This is a genomic window from Tardiphaga sp. 37S4 (assembly GCF_021044645.1).
Lineage (GTDB): Bacteria > Pseudomonadota > Alphaproteobacteria > Rhizobiales > Xanthobacteraceae > Tardiphaga > Tardiphaga robiniae.
Genome location: NZ_CP088008.1, coordinates 4,895,329 through 4,914,961, shown reverse-complemented (window position 1 = coordinate 4,914,961; position 19,633 = coordinate 4,895,329). Strand labels below are relative to the sequence as shown.

The following is a 19,633-nucleotide window of genomic DNA, read 5'->3' as shown; positions in this document are numbered from 1 at the left end:
TTTTCATCTTACTGCCGAAATTTGTGCTTCGAAAGCGCGCCGTGAATCTGAAGCAGACTTTGCCGTCAGCCGCGTCGCCGAAACCGTTTTGACCATCTTCGGAGCTGCTTATGTCATCGTCTTCCGTCACCTCGTCAGCACCGCGGCGCTGGACCTCCATCAGTCTCTGGGCCGTCAGGGGCTTGCTCGCTCTTGCGTTCGCCGCTGCGGGGACTGCCAAACTTTACGGCGTGCCGATGCTCGTCGAGGAGTTCGAACATATCGGTCTTGGGCAATGGTTCCGCTATCTGACCGGCACGCTCGAAATCCTCGGAGCGGTCCTGATCATCATTCCGTCAACGGTCGCGTTTGGCGCGGCCCTCCTGTGCTGCATCATGATCGGTGCGATTTTCACGCATGTATTTGTCATTGGCGGTTCGCCGATTCCGGCGATCGTGCTGCTCGCATTGAGCGTTATCGTGGCTTACGCCAAGCGCAGCATGATCCTCAGGTAGCGAGCGCTCACGCTCTCATCCGGCCATCCACGGATTGCCGTTGAAAAAAGCCGAACGTTTCAGTGTGTTCGAGTGCAAGTGATGATTTCAATGCGGAGTTATAGCGGCAAGGCCTTGGCCACGGTGGCGTTCGGTCTGGCGTTTGCGGCACCGTTATTCGTCACGCTGGCTTTGACGGATGCAGGGTCCGCCATTTCAAAGCCGTGGGCGCCGGAGACGAAGCCTGCGGCGGCCAAGGCACATCGTCTCGTATTGCAGATCAACACTGACGACCCGACCGTCATGAGAGCGCTGATTTCGACGTCGCTGAACCTGCCGAAATACTACCGGGAGACGAAGCAAGACTTCTCGATCGAAATCGTCGCTTACAACGCCGGTATTCATATGTTTCGAGTGGATACGTCGCCGGTCAAGGAACTGCTGAAGGTCGTCCAGGGTCTCACTCCTGACATTCGCTTCGTGGTCTGCGAAGCGACCAAGCTGGGTATGGAGCGCAGCGAGGGCCATCCGATTTCGTTTATCGACAATGTCCAGATGGTTCCGAGCGGGCCTGGACGGATCATCGAGCTACAGGAAGCGGGTTGGTCCTATATCCGATCCTGAGCGGCACCCTTCGCTACCCTATTTGATGCCCATCGGAAGCTGGACCGTGACAACACCGCACCGCGGACGGGCGATTGCTCGCTCGCCAATCTCGCGACGTACGCTGCTCAAAGGGGCATTGGCCACGACGGCCGCATTGGCTGTGGGGGGCGCTGCCGCGGATGCGCGGCCTGATGGGCCGCCGCCCTTTGGCACCACCCGGCATCAGTTCACCGTCATCCGGGGAGCGCGGCCGATCCCGTCCGTTGCGGTGCCTCGCCTCGTTGGCAAGCCGGTTGATCTGACCGCGTTTCCAGGAAAGGTCGTTCTGGTCAATTTCTGGGCGACATGGTGCCCGGCCTGCAAGACCGAGTTGCCGATCCTTGATCGGCTTCAGGACATCGAGACTCGCGCAAATCTGCAGGTTATCGCGATCGCCACCGATCGCGCAGACGTTGCTTCGTTCGTGCGCAACCTGAAGCTGAGGCACCTCGATGTCGGTATCGAGCCCGGTGGACTGGTCGCACGTGCCGGCGAGGTTGCCGCTCCGGACACTCCGTTCAGCCTCTACGCGATGCCTATCTCATATCTGATCGGAACGACGGGGCAGGTCGAGGGGTATCTTGCTGGAGAGGCCGACTGGACATCTGAAGATGCCCGGCGATTGCTGGACTATTATAGGGGGCGTGGTTCCGGCTGATGCTGCCGGGTTCAAAGTCTATGGCAGCTTGTCGTAACCCTCGCCGATGCCGTTGAGGCTGAGCGGGAAGCCGATGCCTTCTTCGGGCGTTTCGAAGATGATGAAGGTGGCAGTCTTGGCTGTGCGGAGCTGGGCGAGCAGCTTGTCGTCCATCACGACTTCGGCAACGCAGCCATTGGGCAGGCAGCGCACGAAGCCGGCGCGGCCGACGTCCTGATTGTCAAGCTTGAGGCCGAGGCCGGAGGGCAGCAGCACACCGAGCGGCGCCACCACGCGCATCAGCTTGCTCTTCTGGTCGGCGGTCTTCAGCACGATCACGGTCAGGCCGGCATTGGAGCGGTCTTCCGCCACCACGCTCTGGATCAGGGCACATTGTTCGGCCTGGGCACCGGGCGGGGTGTCGCAGCGGATCTGCCAGTCGCCATGAACTGAGCGCACCGCACCCTGGGCGCTGGCGGTAGTCGGGACGGCGGCGATCGCCGCCAGGGCTAGACAACCGAGCGCCAGCCGGCGCCAGCCTGCGATCCCATGGGCCGGGCGGTTCAGGGTCGGTTTATGCTGCAACTTCGAGTGCCCCATCCGGGTCGATTCCTTAGGCGGTGACGTGGTGGTCGTAGTCCAGGGCAGCACGCTTGACGCTGTCTGTCCGGAGGATTTTTCCAGACCACGGAATGATACGGCAATGACGGCGCCTTGAAGGCATCCACGGAGCCACGAAAGCGCTCGCAGGCGCGAATCAGCATCCTGCCGATCGCCTGATCTGTGCCTACATCGGACAATTCCGCTGTCAAGCGCCGTTCGGCTGCCGCATGCCTGTTTATGCCTGATTTCATGCAGCAATTGCGACCTTCGTTCAATACCGCCGAATGCATTACGGGATGCGCCACTCCTGCATTGCGACAGACCGCGAATTATGGTTTGAGAGGCTAGATTTCGACGCATTCTAACAACTGCCTCCAGGCCAATCACTTGGGCGTTTTGGCAAATTGGCAGGGTGCGGATCGGGCGGCATAATTCGGCGACAGGCCGAAATGCGACAGTAAATATGGGAGCGCGAGCGGCATGAGGATGTCGAGGGGCCAGATTGGCCGCCGGTTGCTGGGGTTAGCAGTTGTTGGGGCCGGGCTTGCTTTTGGCGGTGCTGCATTCGCAGAGGTGATGGGCCAGCCCGCGCCGTGGGAATTCAAGCTGCAGGAAGCCGCCACGCCGGTGATGGAGAACATCACCTGGTTTCATAATTTCCTGCTCTGGCTGATCACCGCCATCACACTGTTCGTGCTTGTACTTCTCGTCATCGTGGTGATGAAGTTCAACTCCAAGGCCAATCCGGTCGCATCCAAGACCACGCACAACACGCTGATCGAAGTGGCGTGGACCATCATCCCGGTTCTGATCCTGGTCGCAGTGGCGGTGCCGTCGTTCCGTCTGCTGTTCCTGGAACTCGATATTCCGAAAGCCGACCTGACCATCAAGGCAACCGGCAAGCAGTGGTTCTGGACCTACAGCTATCCCGACAACGGCCCGTTCGAATTCGACTCGCTGATGGCCACCGACAAGCAGCCGCGCCTGCTCGCCGTCGATAACGAAGTCGTCGTTCCCGTGAACAAGGTCGTGCGTGTGCAGACGACCGCCGCAGACGTCATCCATTCCTTCGCGATCCCGTCCTTCGGCATCAAGATCGACGCCGTTCCGGGTCGTCTGAACGAGACCTGGTTCAAGGCCACCAAGACCGGCATGTTCTATGGCCAATGCTCGGAACTGTGCGGCAAGGATCACGCGTTCATGCCGATCGCGATCCGCGTCGTCAGCGATCAGGAATTCACGGCATGGGTCGAGACCGCGAAGAAGAAGTTCGCGTCCAATCCGGCGAATTCCTACGCTTCGGCCGGAACTGCTGTGGCGCAGTAAGCGGGTGGCGGAGCCGCGAGGCTCCGCACGCACTGTAAGAAATTAGGGCGAGGGGACCGCAAGGTCCAAAGACTGCCAGAAGAAGACAAAGCAGGATTTGAAAATGGCAACGACCGCGGCAACACCGGCTCACGACGATCACGCCCACGACGATCATGCGCATGCGCATCCGACGGGGTGGCGGCGCTACGTCTATTCGACGAACCATAAGGACATCGGCACGATGTACCTTATCTTCGCGATCGTGGCGGGTGTCATCGGCGGCATCATGTCGATCCTGATCCGCATCGAGTTGATGTATCCGGGCGTCCAGATCTTCCACGAAAGCCACACCTACAACGTCTTCGTCACCTCGCACGGTCTGATCATGATCTTCTTCATGGTGATGCCCGCGATGATCGGCGGTTTCGGCAACTGGATGGTGCCGCTGATGATCGGTGCGCCGGACATGGCCTTCCCGCGCATGAACAACGTGTCGTTCTGGCTGCTGCCGGCCGCCTTTGCGCTGCTCATCATCTCGACCTTCGTGGAAGGCGAGCCCGGTGCCAACGGTGTCGGTGCCGGCTGGACCATGTATGCGCCGCTCTCGACATCGGGCCATCCCGGGCCTGCCGTCGACTTCGCGATTCTGGCGCTGCATCTCGCCGGTGCATCGTCGATCCTCGGTGCCATCAACTTCATCACCACCATCTTCAACATGCGCGCGCCGGGCATGACCCTGCACAAGATGCCGCTGTTCGTGTGGTCGATCCTGGTGACCGTGTTCCTGCTGCTGCTGTCGCTGCCGGTTCTGGCGGGCGCCATCACCATGCTGCTGACGGACCGTAACTTCGGCACCACCTTCTTCGCCGCAGACGGCGGCGGTGATCCGATCCTGTTCCAGCATCTGTTCTGGTTCTTCGGTCACCCCGAAGTGTACATCCTGATTCTGCCTGGCTTCGGCATGATCTCGCAGATCATCTCGACCTTCTCGAAGAAGCCGGTGTTCGGCTATCTCGGCATGGCCTATGCGATGGTCGCCATCGGCGGCATCGGCTTCGTCGTCTGGGCGCACCACATGTACACCGTCGGCATGTCGTCGGCGACGCAGGCCTACTTCGTTGCCGCCACGATGGTCATCGCGGTGCCGACCGGCGTGAAGATCTTCTCCTGGATCGCCACGATGTGGGGCGGTTCCATCGAGTTCAAGGCGCCGATGCTGTGGGCCGTGGGCTTCATCTTCCTGTTCACCCTCGGCGGCGTCACCGGTGTCGTGCTGGCCAATGCCGGCGTCGATCGCGTGCTGCAGGACACCTACTATGTGGTCGCGCACTTCCACTACGTGCTGTCGCTGGGCGCCGTGTTCGCCATCTTCGCCGGCTGGTATTACTGGTTCCCGAAGATGTTCGGCTACATGTATTCGGAAACCATCGCTAAGGCGCATTTCTGGGTCACCTTCATTGGCGTGAATCTGGTGTTCTTCCCGCAGCACTTCCTGGGTCTGTCGGGCATGCCGCGCCGTTATGTCGATTATCCGGATGCCTTCGCCGGCTGGAACCTGGTGTCGTCGATCGGCTCCTACATCTCCGGCTTTGCCGTGCTGATCTTCATCTACGGCGTGATCGAAGCTTTCGTCCGCAAGGAACAGGCTGCGAACAATCCGTGGGGTTCGGGCGCGACCACGCTGGAATGGACCCTGAGCTCGCCGCCGCCGTTCCATCAGTTCGAAGTGCTGCCGCGCGTTCAGTAAGTGGTTTTCGTGCGGCGCTCTTGGGTGCCGCACCGAGTTAATGCCTCCGCCGAACTCGCAAGAGTTTCGGCGGAGTGCTCGTAACAAAAGTGAGAATGATCTTGTCCGTCCTCGACCACCATACCATCGACCTGTCTGCCCCCCGCATCTCCGAAGCGGGTGTTGCCGACTACATCGCGCTGCTCAAGCCGCGGGTGATGTCGCTGGTCGTGTTCACGGCGATGGTCGGTTATTTCCTGGCGCCGGGCGATCATCACCCGGTGCTGGCGATCACCTCGATCCTCTGTATCGCTGTCGGCGGCGGCGCCTCCGGCGCGCTGAACATGTGGTACGAGGCCGATATCGACGCGCTGATGTCGCGCACCGCCAACCGCCCGATCCCGCGCGGTCGCATCACCCGGCCGGAAGCACTGACCTTCGGTCTGGTGCTGGCCTTCTTCTCGGTGATGACGCTCGGCATCCTCGTCAACTGGCTCGCCGGCGCGCTGCTCGCTTTCACCATCTTCTTCTATGTCGTGGTCTACACCATCGCTCTGAAGCGCTGGACCGCGCAGAACATCGTCATCGGCGGTGCAGCCGGCGCGCTGCCGCCAGTCGTTGCCTGGGCTGCGGCGTCAGGAACGCTCTCGATGGAGCCGGTCCTGCTGTTTCTGATCATCTTCTTCTGGACCCCGCCGCATTTCTGGGCGCTGGCCCTGTTCCGCAACGACGATTACACCCGCGCCGGCGTGCCGATGCTGCCGGTGGTCGCCGGTCCCGACGCGACCCGGCTGCAGATCCTGCTCTACACCATCGTGCTGGTCGCAACTGCCGTCGCGCCTTGGCCGCTCGGTTATTTCTCGGCCGTCTACGGCACGGCTTCGCTGATCCTTGGCGCCGGCATGATGTATCTCGCCGTCGAGGTCTATCGTCTGCGCGAAGGCACGCCTGCCAATCGCGCGACGCGCAAGCTGTTTGCTTTCTCGATCGTCTATCTGTTCGCGCTGTTTGCCATTCTGTTGCTCGAGGTGGTCGTGAAGGCCATCCTCCCGATGGTCTGGTAGAGGGGCGCATGATCCGATGGACAATGAGCGCAAGCCTACCGAGCCAGAGGGCATCGTCCTCACCGAGGCGCAGAAGAAGAGCCGGCGCGAACGCTCGCTGGCCATCGCCTGGGCGCTCGGCATTCTCGTCGTGCTGTTTTTTGCCGTCACCATGGTCAAGGGGCCGGCCGTTCTCATCCGGCCGATGTAAATGACAGAAGCCGAGTGACATGACCGATCAGCCGCAGAACATCAAAGCCTCGAAGCCGCGCCTCGGTCGCGATGCGACGGTGGCTGCGGCGTGCGGTCTGCTGGTGGCCTTCATGGTCGGCGCGTCCTACGCCGCCGTGCCGCTCTATAACTGGTTCTGCCGCGCCACCGGCTTCAACGGCACCACGATGGTGGCGAGTTCGGCACCCGCGACGGGCCCGATCGCACGCAAGATCGCCGTGCGCTTCGATGCCAATGTGTCCGGCGGACTGCCGTGGAAGTTCGTCCCGGAGCAGAGCGAGATCGAGGTCAAGATCGGCGAGGTCGTGACTGTATTCTACACCGTGACCAACCAGTCCGCCCGCACCACCTCCGCACAGGCTGCCTATAATGTGGCGCCGCTGACGGTGGGTGCGTATTTCCAGAAGATCAATTGCTTCTGCTTCACCGACCAGACCCTGGCGCCCGGTGAGAAGCGCGAAATGCCCGTCGTATTCTATGTCGATCCTGCGCTGGCCGCGGATAGCGAGAATGACGGACTGAAGTCGATCACACTGTCCTACACGTTCTACCCCCTGCGCGATCCCGCGCCGAAGCCGCTGGCGGCGACGGAGACTGACAAGCGCAAGGGTAACCTCTAAGAGAAAGCTCTGAGAGAAATCCTGGAGCGTTCCGCGTTATAAAATTGAGAGAACTCGCACCGGCTTCAACCGGCGCAGCTGACGGAGAGAACCGCAATGGCTACGGCGCAAGCAAAGCACCACGACTATCACCTCGTCGATCCCTCGCCGTGGCCGGCGGTAGGCTCGCTGTTCGCCTTCATCATGGCGGTCGGTGCGGTCAGCTGGATGCATCACATGTATGCCGCGGCGCCCATCGTGTTCGGCGTCGGCACCATCGGCGTGCTCTACGTGTTCGCAAGCTGGTGGACCGACGTGGTTCGTGAAGCCCAGTACAAGGGCGATCACACCCGCGTGGTGCAGATCAGCCATCGCTACGGCATGATCCTGTTCATCGCTTCGGAAGTGATGTTCTTCGTTGCCTGGTTCTGGGCCTATTTCAATTCGTCGCTGTTCCCCGGCGATCCCGTCCATGCCACCCGCGAAGCACTGTTCGGTGGCGTTTGGCCGCCGAAGGGCATCCAGACCTTCGATCCCTGGCACCTGCCGCTGCTCAACACGCTGATCCTGCTGACCTCGGGCACGACCGTCACCTGGGCGCATCACGCGCTGCTGGAAGGCGACCGCAAGGCGGTGAAATACGCCCTGATCCTCACCGTACTGCTCGGCGCTGCCTTCTCCTGCGTGCAGGCCTTCGAATACGCCCACGCCGCTTTCGGCTTCAAGGGCAACATCTACGGTGCGACTTTCTTCATGGCGACCGGCTTCCACGGTTTCCACGTGCTGGTCGGCACCATCTTCCTCTTGGTCTGCCTGTTCCGCGTCTATGCCGGTCACTTCACGCCAAAGCAGCATCTCGGTTTCGAATTCGCCGCCTGGTACTGGCACTTCGTGGACGTGGTCTGGCTGTTCCTGTTCGTTACGATCTATGTCTGGGGCTATGGCGGCCCTATCGTCGGCGCAGCCGCGCACTGATCGCATTCGGGTGCTACAAGAGGGCGGCCGCAGGGCCGCCCTTTTTGTTTGGCGCTTGCGCCGTGAAAGAATTCGACTCGATGCCCGATCAACTCGCTGCCCCCGTCACGCTCGGCCAGACCGTCATTCGCGGCCTGACCTGTAAATGCCCGCGTTGCGGCGCGGGCAGGCTCTATGCGGGTTTCATCAATCTGGCGCCGCGCTGTGAGCGTTGCGAACTGGACTATGCTTTCATCGACACCGGCGATGGTCCTGCGATCTTCATCATCATGATCGCAGGGGCCATCGTTGTCGGTTGCGCGCTGGTGGTGGAGGTCAAGTATCAGCCGCCATTCTGGCTGCATGCCGCGCTGTGGCTGCCGCTGATTCTCGCGACCACGCTGCTGCCGTTGCGCTCAATGAAGTCGCTGCTGATCGCCCTGCAATTTCACCACAAGGCTTCCGAAGGCCAACTCATCGATCGCACACCGAAATGAACACTGTTGCAGCGCGCCGGCGCAATATCACCGGTCTCGGCATCGTCACGCTCATCATCGTTGGCGTGCTTCTCAGCCTCGGGTTCTGGCAGCTGCAGCGCCGCACAGAGAAACATGCGTTGATCGCTGCACTCACGGAGCGCCTTGCAGGTGCGCCCGGCACATTGCCCGCGCCCGCCACATGGAGCACGCTGACCCCGGCGAAGGACGAATTCCGCCGCGTCAGCTTCTCGGCCACCTACAAACCCGTGCCGGACGGCATGGTCTACAGCTCCGGCTCCGGGGTGCGGCCCGATGTGCCGGGCCCGGTGACCTGGGCCTTCCTGCCGGCGCAGCTGGCATCCGGCGAGACCGTCGTGATCAATGCAGGCTTCGTGCAGAACACGATGCAGGACCGCGCGCAGCAGGACCGCGCCGTGCAGAAGCTCATCACCGGCACCCCCGTGACCCTGACCGGCTATCTGCGCTTTCCCGAAACCGCGGGCACGTTGACGCCCCATGACGACGTCAGCAAGCGCCTCTGGTTCAACCGCGACCAGCGTGCCATGGCGCAGGCGCTCGGCTGGGGCGCTGTGGCCCCGTTCTATGTCGATCTGGAAAGTCCCGTGCCGGCCAACGTCATTCCGAAGCCCGGTCCGCTCGAAATCCATCTCAAGGATGACCACATGCAATATGCCATCACATGGTTTGGCCTCGCGGCCGCCGTGGTGATTGCTTTCGGAGCGTGGATCAAGGGGCAGCGGGCTGTTTGAGCCAGCTCCGGAGGAAATCGTGGAGAAGAGCCGGGACATCATTTTGGCCGCCGAAGGAAAGCGAATTCTGGAGCATCATCTGGCTCTTGGGCCCCAAAAAGCGGTGAGCTACCTGCCGATCAACACGATTGAAAACGTCCTTCACCTGACCGTGCCAATCTACCGTTCCCTTATCGCGGATGGCGGACATCAGAGTCTTCTATTCGCTGATGGAGAATGCTGTATCGGCTCCGGAGCCATCTACGCTTACAGTCCGGATGACCTTGGTGCCGTCCTGTTTGAGAGCCGGCCAATCCTTGCTTCGAACGATTGGCCAACTTCCCAAATTGAATTTCTGAAGCGAGTAGCGGCCCTATGGGTTGAGCCAGGAAGCCCGATCCTGCCGGTCATCCGGAGGGCGTTCGGCGAAACTTAACGCTCGGGTGCCTGGTTCGTCGGACCGCCCCATTGGCGGTTTCCCCACTCGGCGAAACCCATTATGGTGCCCTCAGACTTAGCTGCCAGCGAAGTTTTAACCCCATTATTATCAAAGGCTTGGCGGTTTCCGCGCCTTTGGAGGACGCCTTGACGACCTATATCTCGACGCGGGGAGAGGCCCCGAAACTCGGTTTTTGCGATGTCATGCTGACCGGGCTTGCCCGCGACGGCGGCCTCTACATTCCCGAGGTCTGGCCCCAGTTGTCAGCCGAGACCATCGCGTCGCTGTTCGGCCGGCCCTATTGGGAAGTCGCCGTCGAGGTGCTCCGGCCGTTCGTGGCCGGCGAGATTTCCGACGAGGATCTCGGGCGCATGGCCAATGAGGCCTATGCCACCTTCCGCCATCCCGCCGTGGTGCCGCTCGACCAGACCGCGTCGAACCAGTTCGTGCTCGAGCTGTTTCACGGCCCGACGCTGGCGTTCAAGGACGTCGCCATGCAGCTCATCGCGCGGCTGATGGATCATGTTCTCGCCAAGCGCAATCAGCGCACCACCATCGTGGTCGCGACCTCGGGGGACACCGGCGGCGCTGCCGTCGATGCCTTCGCCGGTCGCGACAATGTCGATCTCGTCGTGCTGTTTCCGAACGGCCGCATTTCCGACGTGCAGCGTCGCATGATGACCACGACCGGCGCGTCGAACGTCCATGCGCTCGCCGTCGAGGGCCATTTCGACGATTGCCAGGCGATCGTGAAGGGCCTGTTCAACCATCACAAGTTTCGTGACGCCGTGTCGTTGTCAGGTGTGAACTCGATCAACTGGGCGCGTATCGTTGCGCAGGTGGTTTACTACTTCACCTCGGCAGTCGCCGTCGGTGCGCCTGCACGCAGCGTTGATTTCACGGTACCTACCGGCAATTTCGGCGACATCTTTGCGGGTTATGTGGCCAAGCGCATGGGTCTGCCGGTGCGCAAGCTGCGCGTCGCTGCCAACGTCAACGACATCCTCGATCGCACGCTCAAGACCGGCATCTACGAGGTGCGTGAGGTGCACGCCTCGTCGTCCCCGTCGATGGACATTCAGGTGTCGTCGAATTTCGAACGTCTGCTGTTCGAAGCCTCCGGCCGCGATGCTGCGCTGGTGCGTGGCCTGATGGATTCGCTGAAGCAGTCTGGTCGTTTCGTGCTGCCCGAGAAAGTGCTGACCGCGATCCGTGCCGATTTCGAATCCGGCCGCGCCGACGAGGACGAGACATCGGCTGCGATCCGGACCGCATGGCGCGAAACCGGCGATCTGATCGATCCGCATACCGCCGTGGCATTGGCCGTCGCCGATCGTGACACCACCGAGATGCATGTGCCCAATGTCGTGCTGTCGACAGCGCATGCAGCGAAATTCCCTGATGCGGTGGAAGCGGCGTGCGGCGTGCGGCCGGCATTGCCGGTCTATCTGGAAGGGCTGATGACGAAGCCCGAGCATATTAAGGTCATGAAGAATGACCAAAGCGATATTGAGCAGTTCGTGCTGTCGGTCAGCCGTGCTGCGAAGCAAGGAGTATCCTGATGACCGTCGAAGTTACCAAACTGCCTTCGGGCCTGACGGTTATCACCGATACCATGCCGCATCTGGAAACCGCAGCGCTCGGCGTCTGGACCGGCGTCGGTGGCCGCGATGAGAAGCCCAACGAGCACGGCATCTCGCATCTGCTTGAGCACATGGCGTTCAAGGGCACCAAGAAGCGTTCGTCGCGCGAGATCGTCGAGGAGATCGAGGCGGTTGGCGGCGATCTCAATGCCGCGACCTCGACCGAAACCACAGCCTATTACGCCCGCGTGATGAAGGCCGATGTGCCGCTCGCGCTCGACGTGCTCTCCGACATTCTCGCCAATCCGACATTCGTGCCGGATGAGCTGGAGCGCGAGAAGAGCGTGATCGTGCAGGAGATCGGCGCGGCGCAGGATACGCCCGATGACGTCGTGTTCGAACATCTCAACGAGCTCTGCTATCCCGACCAGCCGATGGGCCGTTCGCTTCTGGGCACCGCCAAGACGCTGAAGGGGTTTGATCGCGACATGCTGCAGAGCTACCTGTCCACGCATTATCGCGGGCCGGACATGGTGGTGGCTGCAGCCGGCGCCGTGAATCATCGCCAGGTCGTGCATGAAGCCGCCGATCGCTTTTCCAGCTTCGAAGGCACGGCCGCTCCGAAGCCGCAGCCGGCGATGTTCGGCAAGGGCGGTTCGCGTGTGGTCAATCGCGATCTTGAACAGGCGCATCTGACGCTGGCGCTGGAAGGCTTGCCACAATCGGACCTGTCGCTGTTCAGTCTGCAGGTCTTCACCAACATTCTCGGCGGCGGCATGTCCTCGCGGCTGTTCCAGGAAGTGCGTGAGAAGCGCGGCCTCTGCTATTCGATCTACACCTTCCACGCGCCCTATACCGACACCGGCTTCTTCGGTCTCTATACCGGCACCGATCCCACCGATGCGCCGGAGATGATGGAAGTCATCGTCGATGTCATCAACGAGTCGGTGGAGACATTGACCGAGGCCGAAATCGCGCGCGCCAAAGCGCAGATGAAGGCCGGTCTGCTGATGGCGTTGGAGAGCTGCAGCTCGCGCGCCGAGCAATTGGCGCGGCACATGCTGGCCTATGGCCGTCCGCTCACTGTGGAAGAGCTCGTCCAGCGCATCGATGACGTTAGCGTGGAATCGACCCGCAATGTCGCCCGTGGCCTGCTGACGCGCAGCCGCCCGGCCGTGGCGGCACTCGGCAGCGGCCGGGGGCTGGACACGGCGGTGGCTTTTGCGGAAGGATTGACCCGCGCCAAGGACAAGAGCCTGCTTCACTAGGCAGGTGAGGTCCGAGGCATCAGGGAGCGAGCCTATGGCCCTGTTTCGTTTGCCATCGAGCATGCCGGCGGCGCTGGCGCCGCGCGGCTACGGCGTTGCATTGCGCGCGCCCGTGATGAGCGATTTTCCGCAATGGGCCGATCTGCGTGAGCTGAGCCGGGGTTATCTCACGCCGTGGGAGCCGATCTGGCCGTCAGACGACCTGACGCGCTCCGGCTTTCGCCGCCGGCTGCGCCGCTATGCCGACGATGCGTCCGCCGATCGCGCCTATCCGTTTCTGGTGTTTCGCGAGTCCGATGGCACGCTGCTGGGCGGCGTGACGCTGGCCAATGTGCGCCGGGGTATCGTCCAGGCCGGCACCATCGGCTACTGGGTCGGCCAGCCCTATACCGGGCAGGGCGTGATGACCGCGGCGCTGCGGGTGCTGTTGCCAACGTTGTTTGGCGAGTTGAACCTGCACCGCATCGAGGCGGCCTGCATTCCCACCAACCTGCCGTCGGTGCGGGTGCTGGAGAAGTGTGGCTTCTCGCGCGAAGGGCTGGCGCGGCGCTATCTCTGCATCAATGGCATCTGGCAGGATCACCTGCTTTACGGCATGCTGCATGAGGACTTCCGCGGGTAGTCGTGGTGCAACGCGATGTCCGGATGTGGCGCAATGGCGCGCATCTGTCCTGTCTCAAGCGCCTTGTTTAAGTGCCTTGGGTTCGCCGCCATTGCGCTGTTATAAGGCCCTGCGCACGCCTTGGGCGGGGCTGCGCAAACGACTGAATTTCCGGGGATATCTTCATAATGCGCAACATTCGTTCGATGCCGATCAGCGGCCGCACCGGCGCGCTCCGCGGCCTGCTGGTGATCACTGCAGCAAGCCTGACGCTGGCCGGTTGCGGCGGCGGCAGCATGTTCGGCGGCGGTTCGCCGAGCAGCAGCGGCGGCGGCGGCAGTCCGTCGATGACCGATCGCTTTACCCAGTTGTTCTCGGGCAAGTCCACCGAGGTCGGCGCGCCGCAGTCGCCGCAGACCGATGAGAACGATCTGACCTGCCCGAGCGTCAGCATCCGGCCGGGCGCCTCGACCTATGCGGTCGGCGCTGCGGGCAAGCCTGCGGTCGGCAACGATCTGGCTTTCCAGGCCACCATCACCCGGACAGCGCGCTCCTGCGATCTCAATGGTGGTCAGATCTCGGTCAAGATCGGCATCCAGGGCCGCGTCATCGTCGGGCCGGCCGGCGCGCCAGCAGTGGTCGATGTGCCGCTGCGTGTCGCCGTGGTGCAGGAAGGTGTGACGCCGAAGACCATCGCCACCAAGGTGTTCCAGACCAATGTACAGATCGGCAGCGAGACCAGCGTGCCGTTCAGCCTGGTCGGCGAGGATCTCGTCTATCCGGTGCCGACAGGCACCGCAGGCGATTCCTACATCTTCTATATCGGCTTCGATCCGCAAGCCCTGAAATCGCAGGCACCCGCACGCAAGCGGCGCTAAGGGGTTATCCGAGCCAACAAAAAAGCCGGCGCGATCATCTCGCGCCGGCTTTTTCAGTTTGAAGTCTTTCGCTTAGTTCAGCTTGGAGCGAACTTCGCCGATGCCCTTGGTGATCAGGTCGTCGGCCACCGAGCCCTTTACGGACTGCGACAGTACCGAGGCTGCCGCATTCACTGCGGCTTCGGCTGCGGCTGCACGAACGTCTGCGATAGCCTGGGCTTCCGCCATCGCGATCTTGCCCTCTGCGCTCTTGGTGCGGCGAGCGACAAAATCTTCCATCTTGGTCTTGGCTTCGGCGGCGATGCGCTCGGCCTCTTCCTTGGCGGAAGTAATGATGTCCTGCGCTTCGCGCTCGGCCGCTGCATGACGCTTTTTGTAGTCTGCGAGCAGCGCGGCGGCTTCATCACGCAGGCGACGGGCGTCGTCGAGTTCCTGCTTGATGCGGACGCTGCGGTGGTCGAGCGCCGTCAGGATGGTGCGGTGAATACCGAACCAGCCGAACACCGCCATCAGAAGGACAAAAGCGACGGCGACCCAGAATTCAGCTTGAAGTCCGAACATCCGTTTATCCTTTCAGCGACGCGTCGAGCGCGGCGTTGACGGCGCCTGCATCCGGGCTGATGCCCGTCAGGCGTTCGACGATCGCCGAGGCCGTGTCCGCAGCGATGCTGCGCACATTGCCCATCGCCGTTGCGCGGGTGGTGGCGATGGTCTGCTCCGCTGCAGCAAGCTTGGTGGCAAGGCTCTCTTCGAGCTTCGCCTTGGCCTGCTCCTGTTCCGCATTGAGCTTCTCACGAACTTCGGTCGCCATCGCCTGCGCCTTGGCGCGAGCATTGGCGAGTTCGGTTTCGTAAGCCTTCAATGCAGCGTCGGAATCGCCCTTGAGCTTGGCGGCTTCGTTCAGGTCCGTATCGAGAACCTGCTGACGGGCCGCAAGCACGCCGCCGACGCGGGGCAGCGCCAGACGCGACACGATCAGATAGAGCAAGCCGAACGCGATCGCGAACGACACCAGCTGTGAAGCGAAGGTGTTGCTCTCGAACGGCGGAAACGACGCCTTGTGACCACCGTCTGCCGCAGTGTGTGCGGCAGTCCCGTGATCGGCGCCCTTGGATTTGCCCTGACCTTCAGCCACAGCAGTCTCCTTATCGATCGGAAGCGCTCCAGGACGGAGCGGCAACCGGATCCGTTTTCAGCTTAGACGGCGAACAGCAGCAGCAGCGCGATCAGCAGCGAGAAGATGCCGAGCGCTTCGGTCACGGCGAAGCCGAAGATCAGGTTAGCGAACTGGCCCTGGGAAGCCGACGGGTTGCGGAGCGCACCGTTGAGGAACTGGCTGAAGATCATGCCGACGCCGATGCCAGCGCCACCCATGCCGAGACAAGCAATGCCGGCGCCGATGTACTTCGCTGCGATGGGATCCATAGTAAAACTCCTTCTTGGGATAGGGGATTAAGACAGTTGAGGGGTGGAATTCCGCCAGAACACTAAAACGCGGTTAGTGGCCCGGATGAAGTGCGTCGTTGAGATAGATGCAGGTCAGGATCGTGAACACATAGGCCTGCAGGAAGGCGACCAGCAGTTCCAGCGCGGTCAGCGCCGTGGTCATGGCCAGCGGCAGCACCGAACCGAAAATGCCGAGTGCGCCGAGTGCGCTGAGCGAGGTCACGAAGCCGGCAAAAACCTTCAGCGTGATGTGGCCGGCCAGCATGTTGGCGAACAGACGAACCGAATGCGACACCGGGCGGGACAGGAACGAGATCACCTCGATCACCGTGACCAGCGGCAGGATGTAAATCGGAATACCGTGCGGCACGAACAGCTTGAAGAAGCCGAGACCGTTTTTGTAGAGGCCGTAGAGCAGCACGGTCAGGAACACCATCAATGCCAGCGCGACGGCGACGATCAGATGGCTGGTGACGGTGAAGGTATAGGGGATGATGCCGATCAGATTCGCCGTCAGGATGAACATGAACAGCGAGAACACGAACGGGAAGAACTTCATCCCTTCTTCGCCGATGCTACTGCGCACCGTATTCGAGACGAATTCGAAGGACAGTTCGGCGACCGACTGGAAACGGCTCGGGATCAGCGCACGTCCGGCGCTGCCGCCGATCATCAGCAGCGACACGACGGCGACAGCGCCGAACATATAGGCCGATGAGTTGGTGAAGGCGATTTCCTGATTGCCGATATGGCCCAGGGTGAAGATCTTGTGGATCTCAAATTGATGGATCGGATCGGCCATCCACGTCGGTCTTTCAATTCGGCCGGAACGTCCGGCGTTTCCTTGCCGGACAGCCGGCACTCAAATGCTGCGCCAACGACGCAGAGGTCTTGGGCGCGAATTTCTTATTCCGCTTTTTTCCCGACACCAGCCGAGCGCATCACGTTCATCACGCCGGCGACGAAACCGAGCAGCATGAGAACGATCAGCCCCCACGGCGATGTCGACAGCAAACGATCGAAGCCCCAGCCCAGAATCGTTCCGACGACGACGCCCGCGACCAGTTCCGAAGAAAGACGGAGACCCACCGCCATGGCCGATGCCCTGGACTGCGCGTTTCCGCTTCCAGTTTCGGATTGGTCAGTCTGAAGTTTGCGCTCATCCTGAAGTTTGGACAGACGCTGATTCAGACTTCCGAGCCTTGCGGAAAGCGCAGCCTCATCGGGAGACGATTTGCCATCGTTTCTGCGTTCACTGTCATCGTCCCGTGTGCCGTTCGTCATGCTTGCGACACTCGAAATAACGCTGCAAATGCTGGAAATAACGCCCCATCACCCTTCAAAGCCGGGCGGACCATACTTAGCGCATCTTGCCAAGTCAAGATTCGCTGATCGCCTGTTAGTGCTTTGATTCATTTGATTTTATTGGCAAAATTCGAATCCCGCTGCGCGGGATCGCCGCAGCGCAAGAATGACTTTCGAGGTGATCTATCTTGCACGGCGCAGGGCGCTCTGTTGGAGTACCGCAGAGTTTGAAAACGCCCCTGCCGGAGCCCGGAATGTCTCAAGAGATCGACTACTATTTTTCGCTGCCATCGCCCTGGGCCTATATCGGCCACACGCTCTTTCGCGATCTCGTAAGTACTTATGATCTCAAGGTGAATCATAAGCCGGTATTTCTCGGCGATCTGTTTTCGGAAACCGGCGGCCTTCCGCTGGGCAAGCGTCATCCGGTGCGGCAGCGCTACCGGATGCTTGAATTGCAGCGCTGGCGCGACAAGCGCGGTCTCGATTTCCATCTGCAGCCGAAGAACTGGCCATTCGATGGCCGACTCGCCGACGGTCTGGTGATCGCGGCGCTCGAGGCCGGACACGATCCGGACCCGTTCCTGCGCCGCGCATTTCCTGCGGTCTGGGAAGGTCAGCTCAATCTCGGCGACACGGCCGTGCTGACCAGGCTGGCGGATGATTCGGGGCTGCCGGGCGCGAAACTGCTAGAGCGCGCGGCGTCCAGCGATGTGGCTGCGATATACGAACAGAACCGTCAGGAGGCGATTGCGGCTGACGTGTTCGGCTCGCCGGCCTATGTGCTCAACGGTGAAGTATTTTGGGGCCAGGACCGGCTCGAATTGCTGGCAGATGCGTTGAAGGCGAAGCGAGCGCCTTTCAAATCTCAAATCTGAGCACATCTGAGAGTAAAGGTGGCTATCGCCCCGAACTCGCAACGCGGAGCATCTCCATGAAGAATGCTGTGGTGCGTTTTACCTTCCCCGGGCAGCCCATGCGATACGCTGCGCGGATTGGCGCGGTTCTGATGGCCGGGACCGTCAGTGCGTCTGCGCAGGCCCTCCCGGACATCGAGAATGGCCGTTATTCGCTGTCGCCGATCGCTGAAGGCGTCATCCGCCTGGATACCCGCACCGGCACGGTTTCGACATGCACGGATAAGGGATCCGGCTGGGCCTGCTATGTTTTACCGGATGAACGTGCCGCGCTCGATACCGAGATAGGGCGGCTGCAGAGGGACAACGACAGACTGAAGGCGGAGCTTGCGGAGCGTGGTCCAGCCGTCGCCGGCAAGACCGATGAAGCGCTCCCGAAGCAGGATTCGCTGAAGCCCGGGAAGTCAGGGAGTGCGGATGGCGAGCGCAAGATCGAGATTCCGCTGCCGAGCGAACGCGATGTCGATCGGGTGATGGCCTTTGTCGAAAATGCGTGGCGTCGCCTTGTCGACATGGCCAGCCGCATCCAGCGCGATTCCAGCGGGAAAATCTGAGCGCTGCCAGTTGCGCTACGGATAGCAGTGCTCACATCGTTGATGGATATGATGCGCGGGGCCTTTTGCCGCGATATCGAGAATAGTTCAGCACTAGCAGACAGGAGCCAAATCGTACGTTTTTCGACTCAAGGGAGGCCACTTTGATGCCGAGATTTTATTTCGATCTGGTCGATGGGACGACCGTGCCCGACGCTTCCGGGCAGATTTTGCGCAATGAATTACTGGCCGCTGAGGTCGCCGACAAGCTCGCAGGCGATATTTACAAGATCAGGCCCGAGCTCCGCGGCAAGCACTTCGCCATTTCCGTCCGCAACGAGGAAGGCGATGAAATTCACCGCGCAGACGTGGTTAGCTCCGACGATTAACGCAGTGCGCAGCTCTTATTTGCGGTCGAGGCCGATATTGTCGCCGTCGCCATGGATGGTGTCGCGGTCGGCTTGATCGGTGTTGTCTGCGTCCTTGATGACAGCTTTCTCCTGTGCGCGCCGTTCGTCCTTGCGTGGCCCCGGCCCCGGAATGTCCCTTGATGTTTTAGGCTTCATGGCGTTTTCCCTTGTCCATCCTGATTGAAGTGGGAACGCCATATGCGCGTTTTGGTTCATCAGAAGATCCACCAGTCGAAAGGTTAGCGTCGTGACATCTGCCAGATCCATCACGCACAGCGCGCCGTCTGCAGTTCGTGTCGAAACTGTCGTGTCGTCGCTGCTGACTGTGCAGACATCCGGTGCCGGCTTCATCGATATCACCCGCGAGGTCGGCAAATTCCTGAGCGAGATCGGGGCCCGAGAAGGTGCGTTGACGCTGTTCATCCGCCATACCTCCGCGTCGCTCACCATCCAGGAAAACGCCGATCCTTCCGTGCTGGTCGATCTCATGACAACGCTCGATCGTCTTGCGCCTCAGGATTTTAACTGGACGCACGATACGGAGGGTCCCGACGATATGCCGGCGCATGTTCGTACCATGCTGACCGCAACCTCGCTGCACATCCCCGTTCTGTCAGGCAAGCTCGCGCTTGGAACCTGGCAGGGGATCTATCTGATCGAACACCGCGCCCGCCCGCATCGCCGCGAGGTGGTGCTGCAGTTCGTCGGCGCGACCTGACGCTCGCAGATCTGCTGAAACAAAAAAAGGCCGCGGATTGCTCCGCGGCCGGTTTGTTGTTGTCGTGTCTGCCGGCAGCCTGGGCTGC

At 61.3% G+C, this 19,633-nt stretch carries 27 protein-coding genes; 20 read left to right on the top strand and 7 right to left on the bottom strand.

All coding sequences use genetic code 11. The features are described 5' to 3' along the window. Positions 1 to 110 precede the first annotated feature (110 nt). The 3 genes from LPB73_RS23360 to LPB73_RS23350 all read left to right on the top strand — a co-directional run bounded on the left by LPB73_RS23360 (position 111) and on the right by LPB73_RS23350 (position 1,776). Complete coding sequence (locus LPB73_RS23360; RefSeq protein WP_184513040.1) at positions 111 to 494, top strand: DoxX family protein; 384 nt, start codon at positions 111 to 113, stop codon at positions 492 to 494. Positions 495 to 584: 90 nt separating this feature from the next. Then, positions 585 to 1,097 (top strand): hypothetical protein, encoded by a 513-nt coding sequence (locus tag LPB73_RS23355; protein ID WP_231078360.1) that lies wholly within the window; start codon positions 585 to 587, stop codon positions 1,095 to 1,097. 46 nt (positions 1,098 to 1,143) lie between these two features. Continuing rightward, on the top strand, positions 1,144 to 1,776 hold the full coding sequence (locus tag LPB73_RS23350) for a TlpA family protein disulfide reductase (protein ID WP_231078359.1): 633 nt from the start codon (positions 1,144 to 1,146) through the stop codon (positions 1,774 to 1,776). A gap of 18 nt (positions 1,777 to 1,794) precedes the next feature. Here LPB73_RS23350 and LPB73_RS23345 read toward each other — a convergent pair whose 3' ends face one another. After that, complete coding sequence (locus LPB73_RS23345) at positions 1,795 to 2,355, bottom strand: invasion associated locus B family protein (RefSeq protein WP_231078358.1); 561 nt, start codon at positions 2,353 to 2,355, stop codon at positions 1,795 to 1,797. Positions 2,356 to 2,838: 483 nt separating this feature from the next. Here LPB73_RS23345 and coxB point away from each other — a divergent pair, with 483 nt between their 5' ends. The 13 genes from coxB to LPB73_RS23280 all read left to right on the top strand — a co-directional run bounded on the left by coxB (position 2,839) and on the right by LPB73_RS23280 (position 14,216). Next, positions 2,839 to 3,684, top strand: coding sequence for a cytochrome c oxidase subunit II (gene coxB, locus LPB73_RS23340; RefSeq protein ID WP_089266828.1), 846 nt, complete (start codon positions 2,839 to 2,841; stop codon positions 3,682 to 3,684). A gap of 103 nt (positions 3,685 to 3,787) precedes the next feature. Continuing rightward, on the top strand, positions 3,788 to 5,413 hold the full coding sequence (gene ctaD / locus LPB73_RS23335) for a cytochrome c oxidase subunit I (RefSeq protein ID WP_068732612.1): 1,626 nt from the start codon (positions 3,788 to 3,790) through the stop codon (positions 5,411 to 5,413). 101 nt (positions 5,414 to 5,514) lie between these two features. Further along, on the top strand, positions 5,515 to 6,456 hold the full coding sequence (locus LPB73_RS23330; RefSeq protein ID WP_231081236.1) for a heme o synthase: 942 nt from the start codon (positions 5,515 to 5,517) through the stop codon (positions 6,454 to 6,456). A 16-nt stretch (positions 6,457 to 6,472) separates the two neighbouring features. Next, positions 6,473 to 6,646 (top strand): CoxF protein, encoded by a 174-nt coding sequence (locus tag LPB73_RS23325; protein ID WP_120288167.1) that lies wholly within the window; start codon positions 6,473 to 6,475, stop codon positions 6,644 to 6,646. A gap of 19 nt (positions 6,647 to 6,665) precedes the next feature. Then, positions 6,666 to 7,286: a cytochrome c oxidase assembly protein gene (locus tag LPB73_RS23320; RefSeq protein ID WP_231078357.1), complete on the top strand. Its 621-nt coding sequence runs from the start codon at positions 6,666 to 6,668 to the stop codon at positions 7,284 to 7,286. A 96-nt stretch (positions 7,287 to 7,382) separates the two neighbouring features. Further along, on the top strand, positions 7,383 to 8,240 hold the full coding sequence (locus LPB73_RS23315) for a cytochrome c oxidase subunit 3 (RefSeq protein WP_089266832.1): 858 nt from the start codon (positions 7,383 to 7,385) through the stop codon (positions 8,238 to 8,240). 80 nt (positions 8,241 to 8,320) lie between these two features. Then, on the top strand, positions 8,321 to 8,716 hold the full coding sequence (locus LPB73_RS23310) for a DUF983 domain-containing protein (RefSeq protein ID WP_231081235.1): 396 nt from the start codon (positions 8,321 to 8,323) through the stop codon (positions 8,714 to 8,716). Beyond that, positions 8,713 to 9,468, top strand: a complete 756-nt coding sequence (locus tag LPB73_RS23305) for an SURF1 family protein (RefSeq protein ID WP_231078356.1) — start codon at positions 8,713 to 8,715, stop codon at positions 9,466 to 9,468. Before LPB73_RS23310 ends, LPB73_RS23305 begins: the two co-directional genes overlap by 4 nt. A 19-nt stretch (positions 9,469 to 9,487) precedes the next feature. Then, positions 9,488 to 9,883 (top strand): hypothetical protein, encoded by a 396-nt coding sequence (locus tag LPB73_RS23300; protein WP_231078355.1) that lies wholly within the window; start codon positions 9,488 to 9,490, stop codon positions 9,881 to 9,883. Positions 9,884 to 10,032: 149 nt separating this feature from the next. Further along, entirely contained in the window at positions 10,033 to 11,448 is a 1,416-nt protein-coding gene (gene thrC / locus LPB73_RS23295) for a threonine synthase (RefSeq protein ID WP_231078354.1), read from the top strand. After that, the gene (locus tag LPB73_RS23290) at positions 11,448 to 12,737 is read left to right on the top strand and encodes a M16 family metallopeptidase (protein WP_093761650.1); all 1,290 of its coding nucleotides are present in this window, start codon (positions 11,448 to 11,450) and stop codon (positions 12,735 to 12,737) included. The genes thrC and LPB73_RS23290 overlap by 1 nt, the downstream gene beginning before the upstream one ends. Before the next feature lie 34 nt (positions 12,738 to 12,771). Beyond that, positions 12,772 to 13,359, top strand: coding sequence for a GNAT family N-acetyltransferase (locus LPB73_RS23285; protein WP_068732622.1), 588 nt, complete (start codon positions 12,772 to 12,774; stop codon positions 13,357 to 13,359). A gap of 167 nt (positions 13,360 to 13,526) precedes the next feature. Further along, positions 13,527 to 14,216 (top strand): hypothetical protein, encoded by a 690-nt coding sequence (locus tag LPB73_RS23280; protein ID WP_349768794.1) that lies wholly within the window; start codon positions 13,527 to 13,529, stop codon positions 14,214 to 14,216. 72 nt (positions 14,217 to 14,288) lie between these two features. Here LPB73_RS23280 and LPB73_RS23275 read toward each other — a convergent pair whose 3' ends face one another. From LPB73_RS23275 to LPB73_RS23255, 5 genes are all read right to left on the bottom strand, one after another. Further along, the gene (locus LPB73_RS23275) at positions 14,289 to 14,777 is read right to left on the bottom strand and encodes an ATP F0F1 synthase subunit B (protein ID WP_231078353.1); all 489 of its coding nucleotides are present in this window, start codon (positions 14,775 to 14,777) and stop codon (positions 14,289 to 14,291) included. A 4-nt stretch (positions 14,778 to 14,781) separates the two neighbouring features. Next, positions 14,782 to 15,351 (bottom strand): F0F1 ATP synthase subunit B', encoded by a 570-nt coding sequence (locus LPB73_RS23270; RefSeq protein ID WP_089266933.1) that lies wholly within the window; start codon positions 15,349 to 15,351, stop codon positions 14,782 to 14,784. 62 nt (positions 15,352 to 15,413) lie between these two features. Continuing rightward, positions 15,414 to 15,641: a F0F1 ATP synthase subunit C gene (locus LPB73_RS23265; RefSeq protein WP_068732626.1), complete on the bottom strand. Its 228-nt coding sequence runs from the start codon at positions 15,639 to 15,641 to the stop codon at positions 15,414 to 15,416. A gap of 73 nt (positions 15,642 to 15,714) precedes the next feature. Beyond that, positions 15,715 to 16,464: a F0F1 ATP synthase subunit A gene (locus LPB73_RS23260; protein ID WP_089266839.1), complete on the bottom strand. Its 750-nt coding sequence runs from the start codon at positions 16,462 to 16,464 to the stop codon at positions 15,715 to 15,717. A 104-nt stretch (positions 16,465 to 16,568) separates the two neighbouring features. Then, entirely contained in the window at positions 16,569 to 16,946 is a 378-nt protein-coding gene (locus tag LPB73_RS23255; protein WP_089266840.1) for an AtpZ/AtpI family protein, read from the bottom strand. A 275-nt stretch (positions 16,947 to 17,221) separates the two neighbouring features. On the opposite strand from LPB73_RS23255, the gene LPB73_RS23250 reads away from it, so the two are divergent. The 3 genes from LPB73_RS23250 to LPB73_RS23240 all read left to right on the top strand — a co-directional run bounded on the left by LPB73_RS23250 (position 17,222) and on the right by LPB73_RS23240 (position 18,806). Next, positions 17,222 to 17,845: a 2-hydroxychromene-2-carboxylate isomerase gene (locus LPB73_RS23250; protein WP_120288171.1), complete on the top strand. Its 624-nt coding sequence runs from the start codon at positions 17,222 to 17,224 to the stop codon at positions 17,843 to 17,845. Positions 17,846 to 17,901: 56 nt separating this feature from the next. Next, positions 17,902 to 18,438, top strand: coding sequence for a hypothetical protein (locus tag LPB73_RS23245; RefSeq protein ID WP_414716820.1), 537 nt, complete (start codon positions 17,902 to 17,904; stop codon positions 18,436 to 18,438). A gap of 146 nt (positions 18,439 to 18,584) precedes the next feature. After that, complete coding sequence (locus LPB73_RS23240) at positions 18,585 to 18,806, top strand: DUF6894 family protein (RefSeq protein ID WP_068732634.1); 222 nt, start codon at positions 18,585 to 18,587, stop codon at positions 18,804 to 18,806. A gap of 15 nt (positions 18,807 to 18,821) precedes the next feature. Here the strand turns inward: LPB73_RS23240 and LPB73_RS23235 are convergent, their stop codons facing one another. After that, positions 18,822 to 19,250 carry a hypothetical protein gene (locus LPB73_RS23235; RefSeq protein WP_231081286.1) on the bottom strand — a complete coding sequence of 143 codons (429 nt, stop codon included), beginning with the start codon at positions 19,248 to 19,250 and terminating at the stop codon, positions 18,822 to 18,824. On the opposite strand from LPB73_RS23235, the gene LPB73_RS23230 reads away from it, so the two are divergent. Beyond that, on the top strand, positions 19,135 to 19,545 hold the full coding sequence (locus tag LPB73_RS23230; RefSeq protein ID WP_231081232.1) for a secondary thiamine-phosphate synthase enzyme YjbQ: 411 nt from the start codon (positions 19,135 to 19,137) through the stop codon (positions 19,543 to 19,545). The two genes, LPB73_RS23235 and LPB73_RS23230, sit on opposite strands and share 116 nt — an antisense overlap. Positions 19,546 to 19,633: the final 88 nt, after the last annotated feature.

What these genes read in the sequence shown, in the direction of transcription:
- LPB73_RS23320 (WP_231078357.1), top strand. Translation starts at nt 6,666, where the DNA reads ATGACCGATCAGCCGCAGAACATCAAAGCCTCGAAGCCGCGCCTCGGT.
- LPB73_RS23285 (WP_068732622.1), top strand. Translation starts at nt 12,772, where the DNA reads ATGGCCCTGTTTCGTTTGCCATCGAGCATGCCGGCGGCGCTGGCGCCG.
- LPB73_RS23310 (WP_231081235.1), top strand. Translation starts at nt 8,321, where the DNA reads ATGCCCGATCAACTCGCTGCCCCCGTCACGCTCGGCCAGACCGTCATT.
- LPB73_RS23265 (WP_068732626.1), bottom strand. Translation starts at nt 15,641, where the DNA reads ATGGATCCCATCGCAGCGAAGTACATCGGCGCCGGCATTGCTTGTCTC.
- LPB73_RS23250 (WP_120288171.1), top strand. Translation starts at nt 17,222, where the DNA reads ATGTCTCAAGAGATCGACTACTATTTTTCGCTGCCATCGCCCTGGGCC.
- ctaD (WP_068732612.1), top strand. Translation starts at nt 3,788, where the DNA reads ATGGCAACGACCGCGGCAACACCGGCTCACGACGATCACGCCCACGAC.
- LPB73_RS23305 (WP_231078356.1), top strand. Translation starts at nt 8,713, where the DNA reads ATGAACACTGTTGCAGCGCGCCGGCGCAATATCACCGGTCTCGGCATC.
- LPB73_RS23290 (WP_093761650.1), top strand. Translation starts at nt 11,448, where the DNA reads ATGACCGTCGAAGTTACCAAACTGCCTTCGGGCCTGACGGTTATCACC.
- LPB73_RS23280 (WP_349768794.1), top strand. Translation starts at nt 13,527, where the DNA reads ATGCGCAACATTCGTTCGATGCCGATCAGCGGCCGCACCGGCGCGCTC.
- LPB73_RS23255 (WP_089266840.1), bottom strand. Translation starts at nt 16,946, where the DNA reads ATGACGAACGGCACACGGGACGATGACAGTGAACGCAGAAACGATGGC.
- LPB73_RS23260 (WP_089266839.1), bottom strand. Translation starts at nt 16,464, where the DNA reads ATGGCCGATCCGATCCATCAATTTGAGATCCACAAGATCTTCACCCTG.
- LPB73_RS23245 (WP_414716820.1), top strand. Translation starts at nt 17,902, where the DNA reads ATGAAGAATGCTGTGGTGCGTTTTACCTTCCCCGGGCAGCCCATGCGA.
- LPB73_RS23240 (WP_068732634.1), top strand. Translation starts at nt 18,585, where the DNA reads ATGCCGAGATTTTATTTCGATCTGGTCGATGGGACGACCGTGCCCGAC.
- LPB73_RS23315 (WP_089266832.1), top strand. Translation starts at nt 7,383, where the DNA reads ATGGCTACGGCGCAAGCAAAGCACCACGACTATCACCTCGTCGATCCC.
- coxB (WP_089266828.1), top strand. Translation starts at nt 2,839, where the DNA reads ATGAGGATGTCGAGGGGCCAGATTGGCCGCCGGTTGCTGGGGTTAGCA.
- LPB73_RS23235 (WP_231081286.1), bottom strand. Translation starts at nt 19,250, where the DNA reads ATGAACAGCGTCAACGCACCTTCTCGGGCCCCGATCTCGCTCAGGAAT.
- LPB73_RS23355 (WP_231078360.1), top strand. Translation starts at nt 585, where the DNA reads ATGCGGAGTTATAGCGGCAAGGCCTTGGCCACGGTGGCGTTCGGTCTG.
- LPB73_RS23325 (WP_120288167.1), top strand. Translation starts at nt 6,473, where the DNA reads ATGGACAATGAGCGCAAGCCTACCGAGCCAGAGGGCATCGTCCTCACC.
- LPB73_RS23275 (WP_231078353.1), bottom strand. Translation starts at nt 14,777, where the DNA reads ATGTTCGGACTTCAAGCTGAATTCTGGGTCGCCGTCGCTTTTGTCCTT.
- LPB73_RS23360 (WP_184513040.1), top strand. Translation starts at nt 111, where the DNA reads ATGTCATCGTCTTCCGTCACCTCGTCAGCACCGCGGCGCTGGACCTCC.
- LPB73_RS23345 (WP_231078358.1), bottom strand. Translation starts at nt 2,355, where the DNA reads ATGGGGCACTCGAAGTTGCAGCATAAACCGACCCTGAACCGCCCGGCC.